The following is a 22,351-nucleotide window of genomic DNA, read 5'->3' as shown; positions in this document are numbered from 1 at the left end:
TGCAATGTGAAATCTCCGGCATGCAATTGATTATAAACAGCAAAATATAACAATTCGCGCAAAAGGTTTACATAACATTATTATGTAAACCTTTTGTGTGAATTTCCCCGTCCTGTTTACATCAGCTCCTCTGAATCAAGCACAACGGTAAACGGCCCGTCATTCACCAGTTCTATTTTCATATGCGCACCAAAAATTCCACACTGCACATTACCGCATTCCTTACGGCATTCTTCAATAATATATTCATACAGCTGCTTTGCATGTTCCGGCGCCCCTGCCTTCACAAAAGACGGCCTGTTACCCTTTCTGCAGTCGGCATACAGGGTAAACTGGGAAACGAGCAAAAGACTTCCGTTTACGTCCTTGAGCGCCAGATTGGTTTTTCCGTTTTCATCTTCAAAGATTCTGAGGTTCAGCATTTTACGAAGCATTTTATCGGCAACAGCCTCCGTATCGGTATCAGTTACACCGATAAGCACCAGGAAACCGTTCCTGATGGCTCCAACATTTTCTCCTTCCACAGAAACGCTGGCGCTGGTTACTCTTTGAATCACAAATTTCATGATGTATAATCTCCTGTATGTAATATTCATTTATTCCGGAACAATGACTCTCCCAATTCGTTCATCAATACGGCGTACAACGCCCTGGGTATAGGCGGCAAAATATTTGGACCAGAATCTATCGGCTGTTGGATTTATGCTTTCAAAATCTACGCCAAGGCGCGTATATCCTTCTTTTTCCAGAATATCCACAGCATAGTCCAGCAAATTTTGATACAGTCCTCTTCCCCTATATTCCGGCAGGCAAAATGCGCCTGTAATATGAATATAGTCGGAAGACTGCGTAATGAAGGTTTCCCCTGTATCTGAAAGTTTCAGGTATGCACATGGCTCCCCCTTTTGGAACGCGGCAAAGCATCTGTCTTTATTCCTCACACATTCCTCACAAAATTCTTCACAGCTTTCCAGCCTGCGGTTCATAAAAAAAGGGCTTTTCCGGAAGTGACTGTTCAGCATGCTTTCAAGCGGATATATTTGGCAATATTCCTCTGGTTTCAGCTCCGTAAAAACAAATTCCCCCAAAGACGACATACCTGTCTTTCCCTCATGAGCGCTCCCACTCTTCAAAAGCCGTTGCCCATCCATCCGCCGCATCGTATCCAACTGCTGCATTGTATCCAACCGCTGCATTGTCCGGATTGAATCCACGCAGCGCAGGCCGAATCCATAACGGAAAAACTGCCCCAAGGCAGCTTCATCATGGGCATAAAGGCAGACCGCATGGCTGTACGCTCCCGCCTGCACCCACTTAAGCGCAGCGTACTGATACAATGCGGCATAAATTGCGGCCCTGTTTTCCAATATGGCAGCATTGGCCAGCATAGGTGAAAAAACACCTTTCACATCCGTGGTTCGAAATACATTATCAAAAGGGGCAACCGAACACAAAAAGCCAACCAGCCGCCCATTTTCAAGGGCTGCTGCCCCCATATGATTGTCTGCAAAGTCTTTCAGGGCCGGCACCGAATGGATTTCCGGCAGAGCCGGAACCTCTCTGCGCTCCTCATCATAGCAGGACAGCGCCAGCGCCTCCGCCTCCGGAATGTGCTCATATCTGAAATCTGTAATTATCATAATTAATTAAACCATCTCTTTCAATTCACTTATCTTCCCTGTCGTCATCCGTTCCCTTTACAGAAGACTCTGAATCGGACCCTGCCTTCTCCGCCGGCTTGCCATCCGCATTTTCCGGCTGGTAAGGAACGAATTCCCTGCTGCCTTCTTTAATACTTCCCAGGTTTTTATATTCGTCCGTTTCTGTAGGCAGATTCTTTTTCTTCAGATTACGGTTGATGCGGCGCCTGCACAAAGCATAAATTACGGCAAAGGTCGGAACACCGATTACCATTCCGGGAACTCCCATGATACCGCCGAACAGGGTGATGGAAAAGATTACCCAGAAGCTGGAAAGCCCCGTGGAATCGCCAAGAATTTTGGGTCCGAGGATATTGCCGTCAAACTGCTGCAGAATCAGGATGAAAATCAGGAAATAGAGACACTGCATCGGATCGATCATCAATATCAGGACCGCACTGGGAATGGCGCCCAGATAGGGCCCGAAAAAAGGAACGATATTGGTAACGCCGATAATAACGCTGATAAGCACGGGGTAAGGCGTACCCATAATACTGGTTCCTGCAAAACAGAGAATTCCGATAATCAAGGAATCCAAAAGCTTGCCGCTGATAAAACCGCCGAAGGTGCGGTGCACAAAACGGATGTCTTCAATAAAAGCATTGGCACGCTTGATATCCATGGCCGCATACACAGTTTTCTTTGCCTGGCCGAAAAATTTTTCCTTGCTCCCCATGATGTATACCGAAATAATCAGACCGATTATCAGGTTCCACATGGCCTTCAGAAGGCTGAACGCGTAGTTGGAAACCACCTTGAGTACGGCGTTCATCTGAGGCAGCAGGGTTTCATTCATCCAGTTTTTCAATTCAGGTGTATATGTGCTGATGAGATCGTTGATAAAAGTCTCCACATCAGGGTTGTCCGCCAGGACCTTTTCCAGCCAGACGGTAAGGTTGTTCACATAGACGGGAAATTGAAATACAATGCTCTGTATACTCTTGAATAACTGAGGAAGCACCATGGAACAGAATGCGTAAATGATAAAAACAACAAACAGCAAGGTAAGCGTAATGGCGGACATTCGCAGCATTTTGCGCTGCTTTTCAGTCATATCCCCACGCTTTTTCTTGAAAATATACTTAAGAGCCTTATGTTCAATAAAATTCAGAACCGGAGTGAGCAGATAGGCAAGAATCAGGCCATCGATGATGGGCATGGAAATAGCGATGATTTTGGAGACTCCGTCCTTGAAATTGGCGCCCCGGAACATCAGGAAAAAGAGGCATATGCTGGCTCCTATGACCAGAAGGGCCGTGATGCCCCAATAGAGATATTTTTTGTCCCAGCGGAATTTCATAATTGCATGGTCTCCTTTTGTTTAAGTATTGTCGGCAGGAACCCGGATACAGGTGTGCACGATATCTATTATATAACACCCGCATTAAAAAATTAAGCAAAATTAATGAAATTTCTCTAAAATAATTGTATAATATCTATTCAGGATTTATAAAGAGACACGTGTTACAAAAGAAAGGATGATTTATGAGACTGCAACAGGTTTTAAGCTATGTCCGCAAGGCTGTGGATGATTACCATATGATCGCCGACGGGGATAAAATTGCGGTAGGTATTTCCGGAGGAAAGGATTCCCTGACACTTTTATATGCGCTGCACGGCCTGCGCCGCTTTTATCCGCAGAAGTTCGATATCCATGCGGTGACTGTGGATCTGGGCTTCGGCAATCTGGATTTAAGCCGTATTGAAAGCATCTGCGCCGACGAACTGCAAATTCCATATACCATTGTGAAAACGGATATTGCAGATATTATTTTTGAGCAGAGAAAAGAGTCCAATCCCTGCTCCCTTTGTGCTAAAATGAGAAAAGGAGCCTTAAACGAGGCCATCAAGAAGGAAGGCTGCAATAAGGTTGCCTATGCCCATCATAAGGATGATGTGGTGGAAACCATGCTGATGAGCCTGATTTACGAAGGCCGCTTCCATACCTTCAGCCCGGTCACCTATCTGGACCGGATGGATTTGACGGTGATAAGGCCGCTCATGTATATGAATGAGGCGGATGTCATCGGCTTTGTGAATAAGAACCAGATCCCTGTGGTAAAAAGCCCCTGTCCCGCCGACGGCTATACCAAACGGGAATATGTGAAGCAGCTGCTTAAGAAACTGAACCAGGAAAATCCCGGCGTGAAGGAACGCATGTTTACAGCCATCCAGGACGGCGGAATGACAGGCTGGCCGCCGCCGGACACCAGCCGCAGGTAACAATCGTACCACCATTCCACAAAGATCATGACAACGGAGGGACTGCAGCGGAGGAAAAAGAAAATGGCAGAGAATAAAAACTATCATGACGAATTAAATAAAAAAAACATACTGAAGCTCCGGGAGCTGCTCGCTGCTCTCCCGCCCTTCTGCAAACAGTTTTTCCGCGGGATCGAGAATACCACGGCATCCAGGACGCGAATCGCCTACGCCTATGATTTGGGCGTCTTCTTTGAATTCATCCATGAGACGAACGGCGTATACCGGAAAAAGGATATCGTTGACTTTCCGTTGTCCATTCTGGATGAAATCGGCAGGGAGGATATTGAAGAATACATGGAATACCTCTCCTATTATGTGAAGGACGGCGTGGAGTACACGAATGACGAACGGGGAAAAAAGAGAAAGCTGGCCTCCCTGCGCAGCTTTTACAATTACTATTACAGAAATGAGCTGATAGAAAATAATCCTGCCGTTCTGGTGCCTCTTCCCAAGCTTCACGACAAGGAAATCATCCGTATGGACCCAAATGAAGTGGCAGTCCTTCTGGATGAGGTGGAGGACGGCGGCAGGCTGACAAAAAACGAACAGCGCTACCACAACAAGACAAAAACCAGGGATCTGGCGCTGCTGACGCTTCTTCTTGGCACCGGAATCCGTGTGTCCGAATGCGTGGGCCTGGATATCCAGGATGTGGATTTTGACAACCAGCGGCTGAAGGTGCGCAGGAAGGGCGGCTACGAGGATATCGTTTATTTCGGCGAAGAGGTGGAGGATGCCCTTTATGATTATCTGGAAGAACGTGAGCGCATCATTCCTCTGAGCGGTCATGAGAACGCTTTTTTCCTGTCCATGCAGAATCGCAGAATTACAGTCCGCAGCGTGGAGAATCTGGTGAAAAAATATGCCTCCAGGGTAACCACCCTGAAAAAAATCACCCCTCATAAGTTGCGCAGTACCTACGGCACCACCCTGTACCAGGAAACCGGGGATATTTATCTGGTTGCCGATGTGCTTGGACATAAGGATGTGAATACCACAAGAAAGCATTATGCCGCCATGCAGGATGAAAACAAACGCAAAGCGGCCAAAGCCGTAAAATTAAGGGAACCGTAACCGTCGGTTCCCTTAATTTATGGTGCCGCCTGACTTATATGGCCTTTCGCATCAGGAAAAACGTATCCTGTCGATCAGGCTCTGCTTCCGGAAGCTGCGCGCCAGAATCCAGGTCATGAGCAGCTGGATTGCCGCTATGGCAATAAAAAGAACCAGCGTCTGCGTATATGGATAATGGTAGCTTACGATACTTAAAAAACCTGAATCCTTTGCTTTAACGTAAAACACATAACCAAACAGGCTCCCAAAGGCTGTGGAAAAAGCGAGGGAGCCAAGCGTATAGAACAGTCCCTCCAACCGGAACAGCCGTGACAGCTGTTTTTCCGACATGCCCAGCGCCTGCATCATTCCCAGCTCACGTCTGCGGACATAAACACTGTTGGTCATGGTGTTTATCAGGTTCATAATACAGATTCCGCCCAGAATAGAAAGGAACAGATAACATATGGCCGAGGTGAAGCCGGAAAGCTCGGCACGTTCCGCAAGCTCTTCTTCAAAAGTTCTCAGCCTCAGGAACTGGTTTCCCTGAGCCATCTGACGCAGCTGCGCCTCTGCCGCCTTTAACTGCCCGGGTTCCGTCTGGATGGACCAGTGGTACGTCTGATTGTTTACACACAGCTTTTCCAGCACTTCAGAAGGAACCATAAAGGGCGCATAGAAGTTCAGGTAAACCGGCGGTTCTGCAATTGCCGCGACAACGAAGGTCTTCGGAATCTGTCTGCCGCCGTCCTCTATCAGCATGGAAATCCTGCTGCCGATCTGCCATTCCGGAGACCAGTTATAGGCTTTTTTGTTCAGTATTATTTTATCCCCGTCAAGCAGCTCTTCATAGGAAACCTTCCCCTGAATCACCGATTTTTCCATGGCATCTGCCAACTCTTTGGGAACGCCTGAAACAGAGGTAGACCAAAGCTCATCCCCGTCATATACATTCGTCAGCAATACATCGGTACTCAGCTGGCGGATCAGCTTTGTAACCCCGGGAATGCTTCGCACCTGCTCTTCCAGCGCGGCATCCAGCGGATTGTCCTGCTGAATGGATGTCCATTCGAATTCAGGACGCATTTTATCACCGGAAACGGAATAGATGGAAAGCTCAAAATCGTACAAAATCCTGTCATGGGCGATTTCGGAAGGATTGGCGCAGGAAAGGACGGCGGATACCGACAGAAATAAAACCCCTGTCACACTGAGTGCGGCAAGCGTGATCATAGTCCGTTTCCGGTTGCGTGACAGATTGGCCCTGACAAGACGGAAAAGGCTGATATCCGCATAACCTTTGCGCTGCTTTGCTTTTGTCCGGCAGCCGGGACCATCATAACGCATGGCTTCCACCGGCGATATTTTAGAGGCAATCCGTACCGGCCTGCGCAGGGAGACGGCTGTTGTGAACAGAGTGACTGCTGCTGCAAAGAAATAAACCCATCCCTGCAGAAGCGGAAGCTCTCTGCTGTTGAACGCCGCCCTGAGCGCTTCTCCCAGCGCATCATTGCTGGAAAAGGTATTCAGGAAAAAGGAAAAGGCGCCATAGGATGCCCCTGTCCCTGTCAGCAGTCCCACAGGGATGGCCAGAAGCGCAGTCAGCATTCCTTCCCTGAAAACGATGCTGCGTACCTGCTTTGAGGTAGCCCCCAATGCTTTCAGTTTTCCGTATTCCTGTACCTTGTACATGGTAGATACATAGTAAATACTGTAAATCGTAATAATGCCCGCAAGTACAACGATAATAAGAACTGCTGTAATAGCGGAATAAAAGGTCGGATCAATATAGTTCGCTAACAGATAAGGGGTATTTTCGGAAATATTGCCTTTGGGGATTGAAAAAGCTTCAGCGATGTTTTCCCCCTTCTGAATAATCGCATCCGTGGTGTAGGACCGTGCATTTGAAAAACGGACCATAACCCTGTACAGCCGTTCTGATGCAGGAAGCAGTTCCCTGACAAACGGCTCTGACACCAGAGCGGAATACAGCCGGTTATCCTCTTCAGCTTCCGGCGTGGGCAAAATACCGCATATGGTAAAGGTATACTCCTGCTCAAAGCCAAGCCCATGGGCTTCTATCGGCTGGACAGGCAATGTTATCTCATCTCCGATATCCGCTGAATCAGCAATGGAAAAGGCCTGCAGCATGCCCCGGGAAACAGCGATCTCATTTTTTTCAACAGGGAAACTGCCGCTTTCCAAATCTATCCTGCCAAGCTCCCTTCCTGTTTCATCCAGGTATATCAGCCGGCATATGGTATCTTCCTGCCGTATCTGTGCCGTATCCTGCCTCAGCCCCAGCTTCTCAAAATCTGCGCTGCGCGCCAGCTCTGCGGCAGTCTGTTCCGGGACATCACGGTACATGATATGATAAGTCGGGTACAGCTGATTGGCCGCATGGAACTGAAACCGGATCACGCCGCTTCCCAGGGTAGTAATGGAAAAAATAAGGAAGGCGGTGAGCATGATGGCGATCCCGGTGAGAAGGTTCCTCCCCCTGTTCAGTTTCAGGTTCGCACAGGCGGTTGCATTGATGGTATTCATTCGCTCACCACCTTCCCGTCTTCTATAACCAGGATGCGATCCGCCATTTGGGCGATAGTTTCATCATGAGTAATGACCACAAGCGTCTGACAGTAATCATTAACACAGGATTTCAGGAGTGCGATTACCTCCAGCTCCGTTTTGGAATCCAGGTTGCCGGTAGGTTCGTCGGCAAGTATGATGGCCGGCCGGGCCGCCAGGGCGCGCGCGATGGCAACCCGCTGCTGCTGTCCGCCGGACAGAGTGTTTGGAAGCGCCCTGAGTTTATCCTGGATACCAATGCGTTCCACAATGGAAGAAGCAAACTCCTTATCAGCCTTCTTTCCGTCAAGTCCTATGGGCAGAACGATATTTTCCCATACATTCAGGGAAGGAACCAGATTGTAATCCTGGAAAATGAATCCTATTTTCCGCCGCCGGAATCTGGCCAGCTCTTCATCCTTCAGGCAAGAAATATCCTGTCCTTCAATCAAGACCTTCCCGGAATCAGGACGGTCGAGTCCGCCGAGCATATGCAGAAGCGTACTTTTTCCCGAGCCGGAACGCCCTACAATCGCCGTAAATTCTCCCCTCTGCAAATCCAAAGAGGTATGGTCAATGGCCCGGACCAGATTTTCACCGCTTCCATAATATTTTACAAGATCCCTGGTGAGCACGATGGGATAGCGCTGCCCCTCCGGCTGCTGTCCCGCCTTCTGCCGGCCGTCCTTGTCTGTTTGCAAATGTTTCATAAACAGTCATCCTTTCTGTGTTATCCTTTATCATTCCATCATAGCCCCCGATTCTTACAGAAGGATTGCAAAAAGAATAACAAAATTGTAAGAATGACACGGATTATTCTATTTATCATCTGCTATTCCAAACCGGCGTTTGGGCAGCGTAAGCTGAAAGACGGAGCCCTTTTTCCCTTTCTTAACGCGAATGGTTCCGCCCTGTTCCTCAAGGATTTTCCGGGTCAGGTAAAGTCCTACCCCGCTCCCCTCCTCCTGCCTGACCTGCAAAGAAGCCCCGCGGTAAAAGCGCTGGAATATATGGGAATACTCACTTGCGGGAATGCCGATCCCTTCATCCTCCACCTCTATAAAAATGTAGCTCACCACAGGTATCACCCGTATTTCGATATGGCTGCCGGAAGGAGAATATTTAATCGCATTGTCCAGCAGGTTAATCAGGGCTTCCTGGGTCCATTTGGGATCATGGGGAAGCACGAAGTCCGTAAAGTCGTTCAGTTCTATGGATATCTCTTTCCGGAACGCCTTCATGTAAACTCTGTTTACCGACTGGATGATAGTATCCTTCAGACCGGAATCCACCGGCTGTATACATATCATATGGGCTTCCAGGCGGGAAAGCTGCAAAAAGGTATCCAGCAGGTTCTCAATTTTCAAAATTTCCGCAAAGCCCTGCTTCACGAAGCTTCGCTGCTCCTCCAATGTCAGGCTCTCGGTATCTGCCAGCTCATAGCTCATTTTCAGAGAGGCCAGCGGATTTTTCAGCTGATGGGAAATATCTGTAATCAGAGCCTTGGTCTTTCCTTCCTCTTTACGTAATCTGTCCGTGACAAGCTGATTTTTTTCTTCCTGCGTCCGCATCTTTTGCTTCAGCTCCTGATACTCGTCCTCCAGCCTGCGGCGGCGCACATCACTGCTCCTGAGAGCCAGAAAGCACAGAACGCCGGCAGTACCTGAAAGAACGCAGAACAGGAAAAAATATCTGCCAACCAATAAAGTCGCAGACCTGTTGAAGGCATGATAACCATAACGTTTTTCCAGTTCCCGTCCTGCCTGGTAATAAAAATCCCGGCGGTTTATTTCATCCAGGAATTCTCCGGCCTGCTCCGGCGCCTGGGCGGACATAAACCCAAGAAGCATGCGTTCCCTTTTTTCCAGATTCCAGGCGAGAGAGCCAAAAAGAAGCAGACAGCCCATAGCAAGGGCTGCTGCCGCCGTAAGGCTCAGAATTCTTTTGTTACGGAATTTGTCCATAGATACCCCATCCCCCTGACATTTTGAATGAAATCCCCGCCAAGCTTCCCGCGCAACCTGCTGATATTGACCGGCACGGTATTGTCGTCTACGAATTGACCATCCTGCCCCCAAACCGCATCCAGAAGCTGTTCCTTTTTGAGAATCTGTCTGGGATTTTCCATAAAATACGCCAGCAGCAGCCATTCCTTTTTGCTCAGATCCACAGGGACATCCCCCTGCCATACCTTCATTTCCCGGTAATCAAGACAGATATCGCCGGAACAAAGACGGCAGCCGGCCGGTGTTTCCACACGCTTCATCAGGGCATTTACCTTGGAAAGAAGTATGATCAGGCTGAACGGCTTGGTAATATAATCATCCGCACCAATATCATAACCGCTTACAATATCAATTTCCTGATTCAGCGCGGTGAGGAAAATCAGGTATACACTGCTGCTTTTTCTTACCTCACGGCCAAAATCCAATCCGCTGCCGTCCGGAAGAGTGATGTCACTTATGATCAGTGATACCTCATTCTCATGAAACAGCCTGCGTGCCTGGGAAATATGAAAGGCTGGCAGAACACGGTAGCCTTCCTTTTCCAGCCTCAGTGAAATGCCTCTGTTCAGATTTTCATCATCCTCCAAAAGTAAGATTGTTTTCATAAATAGCTTCTTACGATTCCTTTCAGTACATGCCGAAAACCGCTGCACGTACTGGCGGTGCAGCGGTTTTGGTATTTATTCTTCCTCTGTCTGATTTTTCTTCCGTTCTTTTCTGATCCTTTTTTTAAAGAAGGAACCTTTTGGCTCCGATGCTTCCTGCGGCACAGCTGCAGGCTGGGAGTTCATTCCCTCCTGTGAAAAAGGAGGCCGGGGATTCTGCCAGGCTGTATTAGGCGCAGGCTGCGTTCCCATGCGTCCTCCGCCCGGATAGCTTCCGCCATTGTAAGGCGCAGCGCCATAACCGCTGCCGTTTATTGGCCTGCCGGCGCCATAGCCGGTGCGGGGTATTTCCTGCCCGGCGCCGTAATTTCCTGTGCGGGGCATTCCCTGGGCGCTTCCGTACATTCCGGGATACCCACCGTAAAAGTTCTGCGCGGAGGGGTTATTGTACGTACCTGGCCCGCCATAATAACCCTGGGGATTCTGTACGGGATAAGGCATCTGCTGCCTGGAAAAAGTACTGCCTTCACCGGTAAGCACGTTATTTTGCTCAGGCTTTTCTTCCTGTATGGAAACGGCTTTCTTCTTAAACCGGAGGATTACCTTAAACAGGTCGCCGTCTATGGCAATCTGCATGGAACCTCCCTGCAGCTCGGCAAAACTCTTGGCAATTGCCAGGCCGAGTCCACTGCCTTCCGTATTTCTGGAATCATCTCCTCTGACAAAACGTTCCGTCAGCTCTTCAGGGGCGACGGACAGCTCCGTTGCAGAAATATTCTTCAGCTCTACCCTCACATAATCACTTTCATCTTTCAGATTGACATAAACCCTGGTCCCACTAAGGGCGTATTTGATGATATTGCTGTACAGATTGTCAAAGATCCTGTAGGTTTTCTGGCTGTCCAGAGGAAGGATAATCCGTTCCTTTGGCAGGTTAAATTTGAAATCCAGCCCGGCGGCTTCAATACGGTCATCCTGTTCCAGATAAGCCTGCCGTAGCAGGTTGCAGATATCCACGTCCACAATCTGAAGGGTTACGGATTTGCTGCTGGCCTTGCTGATTTCAAACAAATCCTCTATCAGCACCTTCAGCCGGTTGGACTTGCGCTGCAGGATATCCAGATATTCCGTTTTCTTTTCCTCTGTAATATCCGGTTCCCTGAGCAGCTCTATATAGGTAATAATAGCAGTCAGAGGCGTCTTCAGGTCATGGGACACATTGGTGATCAGCTCTGTCTTCATGCGCTGGCTCTTTACTTCTTCATCCACTGCGCGTTTGAAGTCCATCTGAATCTGCCGCAGCTGTGATTTATAGCTTTCGAATATACCGAAATCCTCGGAAAGCGCAGTATCCAGATTGCCCCGGGCAATAGAACGGGTAGCACCCAGCAGCTTCCGGTATTTGCTCTGGATATCCTTCACATATCTTTTCAGAATGAAGTAAATGATGACTGAATAAATAACCAGGCCAAATATACCGGCAAACCAGAAGCAGCATATAACAAGAAGGATGGCAAAATTTACAAGGATTACCTTTATAATAATGCTGTTGGCATCCGTCCCGATATCATAGGTCACCAGATCTGTGTAAAAGCTGTGGCACAGACTGCGTATCTTACCAACAATGCGGTTCCAGTATTTACAAATCAGGCTGTGCTCCTTCAGAAAGCCCTTTCGGAAACCGGATAAACCTGAGCCTATCAGGAAGGAGACAATGAAAATGACCGTAAGCATGAGGAATATAACTGTTTTGTCAAGGGGCAGAATGCCCAGCTTGCCGTTGGCCCCGATTCCTGCCCTTACATTGCGCAGAAACAGGCCGTTTTGATATTCATAAATATACTGGATAACCAGGGATGTAGTGGAAAATAAAACCACGGCAGCAACGGTCAGAAACTCTAACGGAATACGGCTGATGAGCGGCAGCAGTTCCTCTGAGCGAAGGCTTTTCTTCCGACAGAGGAAAAAGCCGGCCAGGGCCATCGCCAATATAAAGGCCAGATAGGCCGGAGCGATACCCGCTTCAAAATAACTGTCCCGCCCCGCAAAATGCATGCTCTGGAAATTTGCCATATAAACATAATAATTGTCAGGCTTCATCAGCTCCGTATACTGCGCCTGTGTCAGGCCATAAATAATTCTCATATCAGCCGGCGAGGATATGCTCAGACGGAGCGTTGGTGAGGAAGCGGTTTCATAATCATCGCTGTAAAGCGTATACTCGGCAACACGGCCATTCACCTCAGCATCATAATCATAGGAATAAGAATACTCATTGGGAGTTTCCTTACTCAGCTTCAGAGGGAACTCATGCCCTGCATTCTGGACGCGGCTTAAAAACTGTTTTGCATTATTCCGGCACTTTACATTGACATTGGTGATATTGCCGGCGCTGTCATACTGCAGGTTCAGGTAATACATATATTCGGAATTCGCCTGCTTATCGGAAGAATCCTCTCCGCCCACTGCATCAGGCAGGCCGGATCCGCTGTTTGAGATAACAGTTCCGGTATTCAAATCCTCAACATAATAATCCATCATTTCACTGAGGGAACTCAGCATGCTTTCATAGGACGTACACTGGCTGTTAATCGCCTCCCTCTGCAGAGCAAGGAAGGACTGTATGCTGGAATCCATATAGGAATCTGAGGGATTATCTGATGCCGGCATCTCAATATCAAGATAAAGATCCGAGTATTCATATTGCTTTTGATCTGCTTTTTCACGAAGGTATTTATATTGGACCAGATTGATTGAAAACAGGTCGCTTATAAAGTCCTGTTCTGTAAGAGGATCAATATAGCTTTCTTCCGCCTTTTTCTGAAAAAGAGGAAACAGACTCATGAAAAGAATGCTGGCAGCCGCACTGATCGCAATTACCGGCAGCAAAAAAGAGCTTCTTTTATTGCTTTTCCATTTTGTATCCAACGCCCCACACCACCTTTAGATATTTCGGATTTTTAGGATCGATTTCAATTTTCTCCCTGATTTTGCGGATATGGACCATAATAGTATCTGTGTTGATTGCTTTTTCGTTCCAGATACGTTCATATATTTCATCTGCACTGAATACCCGTCCCGGATTTTTTATGAGAAGAAGCAATATCTTGAATTCGATAGGCGTAAGCTTCACAGGATTGCCGTCTACAAAAACTTCCACCGTTTCCTCGTTAACCTCAATGCCGCCCAGACAATGATATGTATCATTTTCCGGCTCCGCGGCTTTGTTTACGGCGTCCAGATAACGGCTGTAGCGGCGCAGATGGGAATTTACCCTGGCCAGCAGCTCCATGGTAGTAAACGGTTTTGTCACGTAATCATCAGCGCCCATATTCAGCCCCATGATTTTATCAACCTCTTCAGATTTGGCTGAAAGCATGATAACAGGGAAATCATATCCCTTATCTCTTACCTTCATCATCATGGTAATGCCGTCCATTCGGGGCATCATAATATCTACAATAGCAAGATGAATCTCTTCCCGTCTAATAATTTCCAGGCCTTCCACTCCATCTCCGGCCTGAAATACCACATAGCCCTGATTCCTAAGATATATTTCAATTCCTTCTCGGATATCCCGGTCGTCCTCAACTACCAATATACGGTTTGCTTCCAATTTTAACATCCTCCCTCTGCTGTCAGCAATTTTTGCAGCTATCCGGCCGCATTTTTAAAACATTATAGCATACTTTCCTCCTTTTTTCCTCTAAATTACAAAATCGTAAGAGGTAAACAGTGGTAAAGCAGTTACAGGGCAGCCGCAGGCTAAGCTGTAACGTAAAGTACATCCGGGGAAAAGGCACAATCAGGTTTATAAACAGAATAGACCAGAAAACTGAAAAATCCATACAGAAAAAACCAAAGAATTTCTAAAGAAACTCTTTGGTTTTACGGAAATCAGGCAGTGTAAAAGCTCTTATATATCAAACTGGCAAACTCTGTGGCAGTTACTTGAATTCTGCCGAATAGTACGGGATGATCAGGTAGTCTCCTGCGTTAATATTCTCATCCAGGAGATGGTTCGTCCGGATTACTTCCCTGATAAACGCTTCCCTGGATTCAAAATTCCCATCCGCATAGGTGTCGGCAAGTGTCCAGAGCGAATCTCCCGATTCAATACGGATGCTGGTAAAATATTTATAATAAACGGTCTCCCCGGGAGCCTGTGCCCTGGATATGAAGCTGCCGCCAGCAATAGCAAGAACAAGTATAATGGCGGCAGATACGACAAAAAGAAGGATATGCCGTCTGAGCTCCTGTTCTCTTCTGATTCTGTTAAGACGAATTCTTTCCTCAATCATGATCTGCCCCTCCTGACCTGTCCGAACAGGTGTAACGAACACACGTTCTTTATACTTTGCATTATATCGAACATAGATTCGATTGTCAATACCCGGGAGCAAAAAATCGAACAGTCATTCGGAATATATGTTTGCTTTTTAATTTTCCCTATGATATACTAAAAAAAACGGCACCGGCAGGATACTACCGGTGTCTGTCAGGAATTTAAAGGAGGATGAAATATGGCACAGGGCAAAATTACTGCAAAGCAGAAAGAAATCCTGGACTACATAAAAGAACAGATACTGGAAAGGGGATATCCGCCGGCAGTAAGGGAAATCTGTGAGGCGGTTCACCTGAAATCCACCTCTTCCGTGCACTCCCACCTGGAGACGCTGGAGAAGAACGGATACATCAGAAGAGATCCCACCAAGCCCCGTGCGATTGAGATTTGTGACGACAGCTTCCAGATGGTCAGGACCGAGCTGGTGAGCCTGCCTGTGGTCGGCAATGTAGCGGCCGGGCAGCCCATACTTGCGGAAGAGAATATTGAAAGCTACTTTCCTATCCCCGCAGAGTATATACCGACCGGAGAACCCTCATTTATCTTAAAGGTACGCGGGGATTCCATGGTCAACGCAGGAATCAATAACGGCGATCAGATATTCGTACAGAGCTGTGCTACGGCTAGGAACGGCGATATGGTGGTTGCCCTGATTGACGATTCCGCAACGGTCAAGACCTTTTACAGGGAAAAAGGCCATATCCGCCTGCAGCCGGAGAATGACAATATGGCTCCCATTATTGTAAATGACTGTAAGATCCTCGGTAAGGTGTTCGGTGTGTTCCGTATCTACCATTAATCGTTTCCGCAGGCCAGAGAAGCTCAGCCATAATAAATAAACACTAATTTTCCCAGACATAAAAGCGCCCGCTTACGGAAAGTCCCATTTCTGTAAGCGGGCGCTTTATATTGTACTGTCTTATAAAATTACTATAATTTTTTTGCAGAGACCAAACCTCGTTTGTGCTGGACATGTCCGTATCGGCAATAAAGCAAACTATTGACCCGGTCGGTCATTCGTCAAAAATGCAAATCCAGAAGCCAGTTAACGAAACATAAAGGTTATTTCACAGCCGTCCGCTACTCTTCTGCAGATATTTACCGTCCTGTCCATAATCAGGCTGAAGCTGTTTTCCTCAGCCTCCACATCCAGTTCCTTTAAATCCTCAGAAATACTGACCGAACGGACGCCTTCCAGACCGTCCATTTCACGAAGAATTTTTTCAGCCTTACCTGTATCCGTCAAATGGGTCAGATGATAGCTTCTTAACATAAAGAGTCTCTTCCTTTCCGGTTTTATCTGAAGTATTACCGGAAATTGGAAGTTTAAACAGATGCCGGCCCGGAATTGGTGCATAAAATAAAACGGGATACAAAAAGGCACCGTCCAGTTTATCTGATGCGGTACCAGTAAGTATAGACTTCTTCAAAACCAATGCTTTGATACAATCTGACAGCAGGCCTGTTGGCAGCGGACACCTGAAGGAATGCGGTATCAGCTCCCTCTCTGCGGCCTTCCTCCATTATGGCGCGGCAAATGCGGGCGCCGATTCCTTTCTGGCGGAAATCATTGTGTACCCGGATATCATATAAGCCTATTTTGCCATCCTCCACAACCCCCAGGCCGCAGCCGATAATTCTGTCATTTTCATATAAAGCGGCACAGTATACAGGATTTCTGATTGCTGTGAGCATGGCCCTTGCGGATTCCGGGCAGATGCAGTCACCGCCGTCTAGAGAAAGAAATGCCTCCAGCCAACTGTCGTCCATTGTACGGGTCAGCCGGATTTGGGTGCCGGAAGCTGCTGATGCGCCTGCGGCATCTCCCTGTGCGTTTTTGAGGCTTTCACCTTCATTGGTTAGGCGGCATTCCATGATATAGGTTTTGTCCTGCTGCTCATATTCCCTCATTGCCAGCTGCTGATCCAGAGCGGCCGGTACGTTGGCTGTCATTTTAAATACACAGGGAAGCCCTTTTTCCCTGAATTTATTTTCACAATACTCTATTTTATCCTCATATGCTTTTGTAGAAAGATAAAGCGGACTGACACAGTTCCCCTCATGGGCCGTTCCGCCGGAAAACCGGAGAATCCAGCCATCGTAAACCTCAGTATGCAAAACGGGAAACGCGTTAAGCGCAAGCTCTTCATAACGCAGTGCTGCAAAGTTCATAGTGTAAGCCTCCTCTACTATCTTCTATTTTACCCGGCATTTTCCATACAAAAAACAGAACAGGTGCTTTCAATCTTGCAAATTGTGCTTTATAATAAGGAATAAGAAAAATTTATGTTAGAGCATGTTTGAAAATTGTTCCAGCGTTGTCAGGAGAGTGAAGATGGAAAATTATGAAAAGACGGGGTATCTTAAGAATGATTTCAGGATTTTTCATTTGAAGGATGCCAGAAAAATGGATATTGCCTATCATTATCATGACTTTGACAAGATTGTTTTGTTCCTGAGCGGGGACGTGACGTACTCAATTGAGGGACGGCGGTACGAACTGAGGCCTTATGATGTTATTCTGGTAAAAGCCGGAGAGATCCACAGACCGGTGATTCACAGCGATATGCCTTATGAGAGGATTATTATTTATGTGTCTTCCGGGTTTATGCGGGAGTACAGAGATGAGAATTATGATTTGAGCCGGTGTTTTCAGGAAGCGAGGGAAAAACACGGAAATGTTCTGCGTATAGATAATCTGGAAAAAAGCAGCCTGTTTGCGGTGTGCAGGGAGCTGGAGCGTTCTTTCTCCAGCCAGGAATATGCCAATGGGCTTTATCAGAAGGTGCTTTTTCTGGAGTTTATGATATGGCTGAACCGGGCGCTGATTAACAATCATGCGAATTATCTTGAAAATGAAGTGTCAAACGAAAAGATTGCGGCTATTGTGGATTATATCAATGCTCATTTGAAGGATGAAATTACTGTGGATGGCCTGGCAGAGCATTTTTTTGTCAGCAGGTCTTATCTGATGCATCTGTTCAAAGCGGAAACCGGATATTCCATCGGTTCCTACATCAGTGAAAAGCGTCTGCTGCTGGCGAAAACACAGATTCAGAACGGAATGAGCGTTACGGAAGCATGCTATGCATGCGGTTTTAAGGATTATTCCACTTTTTCCAGGGCGTTTAAGAAAAAGTTCCAGACCACGCCAAAGCATTCTGGTAAGATTATCTGAACAGCTCTGTGAAATTATGAATCGAAGGAATCCATGAATCGCCGCAATCATTTCGCAGACAGGTAATTTGCCGGGCTTTCGCCAACTACCGGGAATTAATTGAAATCTTCCCGTGCAATTCTTTTTCCGTCTCTCCAGATTCTTTCAAGATCGTAGAAAAGGCGGTTTTCACGGTCGAAAACGTGGACGATAATATCGCCGTAATCCATGAGTATCCAGTTGGCTGTGTCATAGCCTTCAATTTGTTTCGGGCTGTAGCCGGCACGGCCCAGCTTTTCTTCCACGCTGTCCGTAAGTGCCTGGATCTGGCTGCGGTTGCTGCCGCTGGCAATCAGAAAATAATCTGCCAGAACGGATACTTCGCTGATGTCAATAATGCTGATGTCTTCCGCTTTCTTATCTTCCAGGGCTGTAATAGCCAGTCTGGTCATTTCCTTGGAACGTGTATCTGTCATAAAAGTACCTTTACCTTTCCGTATTTTGTTCTCTCAGTGATTTATAGTAATCATAGGTCTGACGGGTGGCTTCATCTATTTCCATCTTGGATGCGGTCAAATAATCAAGCGTATCCCCGAGTATCCGGAACAGACAGTCGTCCAAATCCGTGAAGGCAAGCCTGCGTACCTCCGGCAGTCCAGGAGCCTGGCTGCGGCCAGGTTCGATATAATCCGCAATGTAAATAATTTTATCCATAACGGTCATATCAGGGCGGCCTGTTGTATGGTAGGTGATGGCATCCAGGATTTCCCGATCAGAAATGCCGTATTTCTTCTGTGCAAGATAGCTTCCCACCTTTGCATGGAGGAGGAAAGGATTCTTCTCCTCTGCGGCATTGATTGGAATATTGTTTTTCCGGCAGATGTCCACTCTCTTCTCATTTGTCAGATTTTTGGCGCAGTCATGAAGGAGTCCCGCCGTCTGCGCTTTATGCACGTTCTGTCCGTAACGCATGGCCAGGGCGGCTGCTGTATAGGCGACGCCCAGCGTGTGCTCATATCTTTTTTCTTCCAGGGCCTTACTCATGGCTTTTCGTAAAGCAATGATTTCCTGATTTTCTTTGGGACGCTTTGCATCGGAATGTTTTGCTTCTTTATTCATGTCTGTTCTCCTGCGAAGCCGGGACTGTTAAATCCCGGTAAAGATTATTTTTTTCAATATATTCCCGGACGCTTTCATGGACAAGATAACGGATGGAACGTTCCTCACGGACCCGTCTGCGGATATCCGAGGAGGAAATATCTATATTCCCAATAGGTACCAGATGGATCTCGGCCTTAAATTTATCCTTCAGCTGCCCGGCCTTTTCCAGAAGCTCTTTTATATCACGGCCCTCACGCACCGCCGCAAGAATAACGGCCTTCTGAAAAATAATTTCAGGATCCTTCCAGCTTTCCATCTGGAACAGGCTGTCGGCTCCCAAAATAAAATAATAATCAGTTTCAGGATTCTCTTCCCCCAGCTGTTCCAGCGTCTGACAGGTATAGGTATAGCCGCCCCGGTCAATTTCCATGGAGGACAGGAAAAAATGCGGATTATCCGCAATGGACAGCCGCGTCATATGCAGCCTTGTGGCGCCGTCCAGAATTTCCGTCTGATCCTTCATATAAGAACAGCCGCTGGGAATAAAAAGAATTTCATCCAGCGAAAACATGGAGTAGGCATTTTCTGCCAGGAGCAGATGCCCCATATGCACGGGATTGAAGGTTCCTCCCATAATGCCCACTCTTCTGTGCCTTTTTTCTCCTTCTAAGGAGTGTGGTTCCTGATCTTTGCCTGTATTCATGAGGGATTCCTCCATTCAGACAGTTTTTCCTCTTACTATTTGGGAAGCTCGATCTTTTTATGATCCTTGCTTTCCTTGTAAAGGACGATTTTTTTACCGATGACCTGAACTACCTGGGATTTTGTCCGTTCTGCCACGGTAGCGGCGATTTCATTCGGATCATCAAAACAGTTCTTTAAAACGGCGATCTTAATCAGCTCCCGTTTGTTAAAAGCCTCCGAAATAGCTTCCGTCACTTCCGGAGTCAGGCTCCCCTTTCCAATCTGGAAAATTGGCTCCAGACTGCTGGCAAGGCTTTTGAGATAGGCTCTCTGTTTGCTTGTCATTTGTATTCCTCCCGCGCTTGCTTATTTATAGTAATCAAATTTCAATCCGTACATGCGGACCGTATCCCCCTCCTGAATTCCCAGTTCCTCCAGCTGTTCCAGTATGCCGGTTTCCTTAAGGAAATTCTGGAAGAAGGTGAAGCCCTTTTCCGAGTCCAGATTGGTATAGCCCAGCATCTTTTCGATACGGGGGCCTTCCACCACGTACTCATTTTCTTCTTCGTTATATTCCACGGTGTAGGGTTCATTGGAATAACCGTTTTCAAATTCCGGAAAATACTCCTGTTCGAAAACGACCTGCTTTACCTCAGTCTGATCCAGCAGGCCGCTTACATAATAAAGCAGCTCCTTCAACCCTTCCCCGCTTACCGCTGAAATCGGGAAAACCCGGATTCCCTTCGGCTCAAACTCAGCCTTCAGGGCATCGATGGGATTGTTTTCTGTATCTGTTATGGCATCAATTTTATTAGCTGCGATTACCGTGGGGCGGGAAGCGATTTCCATATTATATTCTTCCAGCTCCTTATTGATGGCATAAATATCTGCGATCGGGTCACGTCCTTCGGTTCCCGCCGCATCCACCATATGAATGATAACCCTGGTTCGTTCAATGTGGCGCAGAAACTCGTGGCCCAGGCCTACACCTTCCGAAGCGCCTTCAATCAGCCCCGGGATATCCGCGATGACAAAGCCCTTTGCGCCGTCCATATCCACCACGCCCAGATTAGGGATGATGGTGGTGAAATGATAATTGGCAATTTTAGGCCTGGCATTGGTAACTCTGGAAAGAAGCGTGGATTTTCCCACATTAGGAAAGCCTACCAGGCCAACGTCAGCTATCATCTTAAGCTCCAGAAGCAGCTCCAGTTCTCTGGCCGGCTGTCCCGGCTGGGCATATTTGGGAGCCTGCATGGTGCTGGTGGCATAATGCTGGTTGCCGTTGCCGCCGCGCCCCCCGGTAAGGAGAACGATTCTCCGGTTGTCACCGGACATATCGGCAATGACTTTTCCGCTTTCGGCTTCTTTGATGACAGTGCCTTCCGGAACCTTAATTATGATGTCTTCGCCATCCTTGCCGCGGCAGTTGCGTTTGCCGCCTTCCTGCCCGTCTACCGCCTTATATTTGCGGACATGCCTGAAATCGGTCAGGGTGTTCAGGCCTTCGTCCACCTGGAAAATAACATCTCCGCCCCTTCCGCCGTCTCCGCCGTCAGGGCCGCCGTTCGGTACATACTTTTCTCTGCGGAAAGAAACGTGACCGTCCCCGCCTTTGCCGCTTCTGACATAAATTCTCGCTCTGTCTGCAAACATAATTAATCCTTTCAAAAAACCGCAAAATGCGGCAAACTTTACAATAAATAATAATGGAAAGGGCTTCAAACAAAAGATGTTTGAAGCCCGGCAGATACGTACTTATTTTTCTACAGGATAAACGGAAGCCTGCTTTTTGTCTCTTCCTTTTCTTTCGAATCTCAGTACACCGTCTACTAATGCGAATAAAGTATCATCGCCGCCGCGTCCTACATTAACGCCGGGATGAATCTTTGTTCCACGCTGTCTGAAAAGAATGTTTCCTGCTTTAACGAACTGTCCATCAGCTCTCTTGGCGCCTAATCTCTTGGACTCGGAGTCTCTGCCGTTCTTTGTGGAACCAACTCCTTTTTTATGAGCAAAAAACTGAAGGTTCATTTTTAACATTGGGTCTACACCTCCTCGAATTGAAGTTTCAGGTATTTACTACCATATTGTTCTTTCACTTCCTGCAAGCCAAGCAACATGGAATCCATAAGGAGTGCGGTCTTCTTATTAACAGGATTGGCAAATCTGACATCAATTAAACCTTCCTCTTCATTGGTAATTACTGACATCTCCTCACCGGCAAACTGCTCGATGGAATTGATGGCGTTAATTACAAGGACGGATACGGATGCGCAGACTATATCCCTGCCTGCTGCGGCAAAACCGCTGTGGCCGATACAGGTGAACCCTGCATAGCCTCCTGTGCTTGTCTTTCTGACTAATATCTTCGTCATGATTTCTGATTAAGCGTTGATCTTTTCAATCTTAACCTGTGTGTAGGGCTGTCTGTGACCATTTTTCTTATGGTAACCGGTTTTTCTCTTATACTTGTAAACGATGACTTTCTTTCCTTTGCCTTCGCCTACTACAGTAGCAGAAACGGTAGCGTTAGCAACATCTTCGCCTACTTTAAGGCCGTTGTCACTCACTGCGATTACCTGGTCAAATGTAACAGCATCTCCTTCTGCTACGTTCAGTTTTTCAACCTTCAGAACGTCACCTTCGGAAACTTTATACTGCTTTCCACCTGTTGCAATAATTGCGTACATAGGGCACCTCCTATTTCCAAAACTCGCTAACTGCGGTGATGTCCCTGAGGACACACTTTTACCTCGTTATGCGGCATACTCATATATAATAGCATCGAGCCGGACAGGTGTCAACAAAAAATACGAAAAATTTGCCATAATTTTTTTTGCCATACATCTGAAAATATCGTAACG

General features: G+C 47.2%; 24 protein-coding genes. 4 read left to right on the top strand and 20 right to left on the bottom strand.

All coding sequences use genetic code 11. From position 1 onward, the window contains the following. Window positions 1-116: 116 nt before the first annotated feature. Genes dtd through HMPREF1548_RS23425 form a run of 3 tightly spaced genes read right to left on the bottom strand, consistent with a single transcriptional unit; the run spans window position 117 to window position 3,000 of the window. A complete protein-coding gene (gene dtd, locus HMPREF1548_RS23435; protein WP_035323604.1) occupies window positions 117-566 on the bottom strand; it encodes a D-aminoacyl-tRNA deacylase in 450 nt (149 codons plus the stop codon). A 30-nt stretch (window positions 567-596) separates the two neighbouring features. Next, the gene (locus HMPREF1548_RS23430) at window positions 597-1,640 is read right to left on the bottom strand and encodes a GNAT family N-acetyltransferase (protein WP_021639156.1); all 1,044 of its coding nucleotides are present in this window, start codon (window positions 1,638-1,640) and stop codon (window positions 597-599) included. A 25-nt stretch (window positions 1,641-1,665) separates the two neighbouring features. Then, window positions 1,666-3,000 (bottom strand): AI-2E family transporter, encoded by a 1,335-nt coding sequence (locus HMPREF1548_RS23425; protein ID WP_021639155.1) that lies wholly within the window; start codon window positions 2,998-3,000, stop codon window positions 1,666-1,668. A gap of 185 nt (window positions 3,001-3,185) precedes the next feature. Here HMPREF1548_RS23425 and HMPREF1548_RS23420 point away from each other — a divergent pair, with 185 nt between their 5' ends. After that, a complete protein-coding gene (locus tag HMPREF1548_RS23420; RefSeq protein WP_021639153.1) occupies window positions 3,186-3,923 on the top strand; it encodes a tRNA lysidine(34) synthetase in 738 nt (245 codons plus the stop codon). Window positions 3,924-3,986: 63 nt separating this feature from the next. Beyond that, window positions 3,987-5,039, top strand: a complete 1,053-nt coding sequence (locus HMPREF1548_RS23415) for a tyrosine-type recombinase/integrase (protein ID WP_035323654.1) — start codon at window positions 3,987-3,989, stop codon at window positions 5,037-5,039. A gap of 51 nt (window positions 5,040-5,090) precedes the next feature. Here HMPREF1548_RS23415 and HMPREF1548_RS23410 read toward each other — a convergent pair whose 3' ends face one another. The 7 genes from HMPREF1548_RS23410 to yneA all read right to left on the bottom strand — a co-directional run bounded on the left by HMPREF1548_RS23410 (window position 5,091) and on the right by yneA (window position 14,498). Continuing rightward, window positions 5,091-7,565: an ABC transporter permease gene (locus HMPREF1548_RS23410; RefSeq protein WP_021639151.1), complete on the bottom strand. Its 2,475-nt coding sequence runs from the start codon at window positions 7,563-7,565 to the stop codon at window positions 5,091-5,093. Continuing rightward, a complete protein-coding gene (locus tag HMPREF1548_RS23405) occupies window positions 7,562-8,296 on the bottom strand; it encodes an ABC transporter ATP-binding protein (protein ID WP_021639150.1) in 735 nt (244 codons plus the stop codon). Before HMPREF1548_RS23405 ends, HMPREF1548_RS23410 begins: the two co-directional genes overlap by 4 nt. Before the next feature lie 108 nt (window positions 8,297-8,404). Further along, window positions 8,405-9,550, bottom strand: coding sequence for a sensor histidine kinase (locus tag HMPREF1548_RS23400; protein WP_051358460.1), 1,146 nt, complete (start codon window positions 9,548-9,550; stop codon window positions 8,405-8,407). Further along, on the bottom strand, window positions 9,520-10,197 hold the full coding sequence (locus HMPREF1548_RS23395; protein WP_021639148.1) for a response regulator transcription factor: 678 nt from the start codon (window positions 10,195-10,197) through the stop codon (window positions 9,520-9,522). Before HMPREF1548_RS23395 ends, HMPREF1548_RS23400 begins: the two co-directional genes overlap by 31 nt. A gap of 75 nt (window positions 10,198-10,272) precedes the next feature. Beyond that, entirely contained in the window at window positions 10,273-13,125 is a 2,853-nt protein-coding gene (locus HMPREF1548_RS23390) for a histidine kinase dimerization/phospho-acceptor domain-containing protein (protein ID WP_021639147.1), read from the bottom strand. Further along, on the bottom strand, window positions 13,100-13,822 hold the full coding sequence (locus HMPREF1548_RS23385) for a response regulator transcription factor (RefSeq protein ID WP_021639146.1): 723 nt from the start codon (window positions 13,820-13,822) through the stop codon (window positions 13,100-13,102). The genes HMPREF1548_RS23390 and HMPREF1548_RS23385 overlap by 26 nt, the downstream gene beginning before the upstream one ends. Before the next feature lie 322 nt (window positions 13,823-14,144). After that, a complete protein-coding gene (yneA, locus tag HMPREF1548_RS23380; protein WP_025489924.1) occupies window positions 14,145-14,498 on the bottom strand; it encodes a cell division suppressor protein YneA in 354 nt (117 codons plus the stop codon). Between the two features lie 222 nt (window positions 14,499-14,720). Here yneA and lexA point away from each other — a divergent pair, with 222 nt between their 5' ends. Further along, complete coding sequence (gene lexA, locus HMPREF1548_RS23375) at window positions 14,721-15,341, top strand: transcriptional repressor LexA (RefSeq protein ID WP_021639143.1); 621 nt, start codon at window positions 14,721-14,723, stop codon at window positions 15,339-15,341. Window positions 15,342-15,587: 246 nt separating this feature from the next. Here the strand turns inward: lexA and HMPREF1548_RS23370 are convergent, their stop codons facing one another. Both HMPREF1548_RS23370 and HMPREF1548_RS23365 read right to left on the bottom strand, forming a co-directional pair. Beyond that, window positions 15,588-15,815 (bottom strand): hypothetical protein, encoded by a 228-nt coding sequence (locus HMPREF1548_RS23370; RefSeq protein ID WP_035323601.1) that lies wholly within the window; start codon window positions 15,813-15,815, stop codon window positions 15,588-15,590. A gap of 119 nt (window positions 15,816-15,934) precedes the next feature. After that, a complete protein-coding gene (locus tag HMPREF1548_RS23365; protein ID WP_021639140.1) occupies window positions 15,935-16,714 on the bottom strand; it encodes a GNAT family N-acetyltransferase in 780 nt (259 codons plus the stop codon). Between the two features lie 163 nt (window positions 16,715-16,877). Here HMPREF1548_RS23365 and HMPREF1548_RS23360 point away from each other — a divergent pair, with 163 nt between their 5' ends. Continuing rightward, complete coding sequence (locus HMPREF1548_RS23360; RefSeq protein WP_035323599.1) at window positions 16,878-17,720, top strand: AraC family transcriptional regulator; 843 nt, start codon at window positions 16,878-16,880, stop codon at window positions 17,718-17,720. A gap of 95 nt (window positions 17,721-17,815) precedes the next feature. On the opposite strand, the gene rsfS is transcribed toward HMPREF1548_RS23360, so the two are convergent. The 8 genes from rsfS to rplU form a co-directional block, all read right to left on the bottom strand. Next, window positions 17,816-18,175, bottom strand: coding sequence for a ribosome silencing factor (gene rsfS / locus HMPREF1548_RS23355; RefSeq protein ID WP_021639138.1), 360 nt, complete (start codon window positions 18,173-18,175; stop codon window positions 17,816-17,818). A gap of 10 nt (window positions 18,176-18,185) precedes the next feature. Then, window positions 18,186-18,818 carry a bis(5'-nucleosyl)-tetraphosphatase (symmetrical) YqeK gene (gene yqeK / locus HMPREF1548_RS23350; RefSeq protein ID WP_021639137.1) on the bottom strand — a complete coding sequence of 211 codons (633 nt, stop codon included), beginning with the start codon at window positions 18,816-18,818 and terminating at the stop codon, window positions 18,186-18,188. Further along, window positions 18,811-19,503, bottom strand: coding sequence for a nicotinate-nucleotide adenylyltransferase (nadD, locus tag HMPREF1548_RS23345; RefSeq protein WP_051358467.1), 693 nt, complete (start codon window positions 19,501-19,503; stop codon window positions 18,811-18,813). Before nadD ends, yqeK begins: the two co-directional genes overlap by 8 nt. 35 nt (window positions 19,504-19,538) lie before the next feature. Continuing rightward, window positions 19,539-19,829, bottom strand: a complete 291-nt coding sequence (gene yhbY, locus HMPREF1548_RS23340) for a ribosome assembly RNA-binding protein YhbY (protein WP_021639135.1) — start codon at window positions 19,827-19,829, stop codon at window positions 19,539-19,541. Between the two features lie 21 nt (window positions 19,830-19,850). Continuing rightward, on the bottom strand, window positions 19,851-21,140 hold the full coding sequence (gene obgE / locus HMPREF1548_RS23335; RefSeq protein WP_021639134.1) for a GTPase ObgE: 1,290 nt from the start codon (window positions 21,138-21,140) through the stop codon (window positions 19,851-19,853). A gap of 102 nt (window positions 21,141-21,242) precedes the next feature. Then, window positions 21,243-21,527: a 50S ribosomal protein L27 gene (gene rpmA, locus HMPREF1548_RS23330; protein ID WP_021639133.1), complete on the bottom strand. Its 285-nt coding sequence runs from the start codon at window positions 21,525-21,527 to the stop codon at window positions 21,243-21,245. Between the two features lie 5 nt (window positions 21,528-21,532). Beyond that, window positions 21,533-21,862, bottom strand: coding sequence for a ribosomal-processing cysteine protease Prp (locus tag HMPREF1548_RS23325; RefSeq protein WP_021639132.1), 330 nt, complete (start codon window positions 21,860-21,862; stop codon window positions 21,533-21,535). Between the two features lie 9 nt (window positions 21,863-21,871). Further along, window positions 21,872-22,177 (bottom strand): 50S ribosomal protein L21, encoded by a 306-nt coding sequence (gene rplU, locus HMPREF1548_RS23320; protein ID WP_021639131.1) that lies wholly within the window; start codon window positions 22,175-22,177, stop codon window positions 21,872-21,874. Window positions 22,178-22,351: the final 174 nt, after the last annotated feature.

The sequence above is a fragment of the Clostridium sp. KLE 1755 genome, from assembly GCF_000466465.2.
Classification (GTDB): Bacteria; Bacillota; Clostridia; order Lachnospirales; family Lachnospiraceae; genus Eisenbergiella; species Eisenbergiella porci.
The sequence above is the reverse complement of the archived record's forward strand: the minus strand, read 5'-3'. Positions and strand labels throughout refer to the sequence as shown.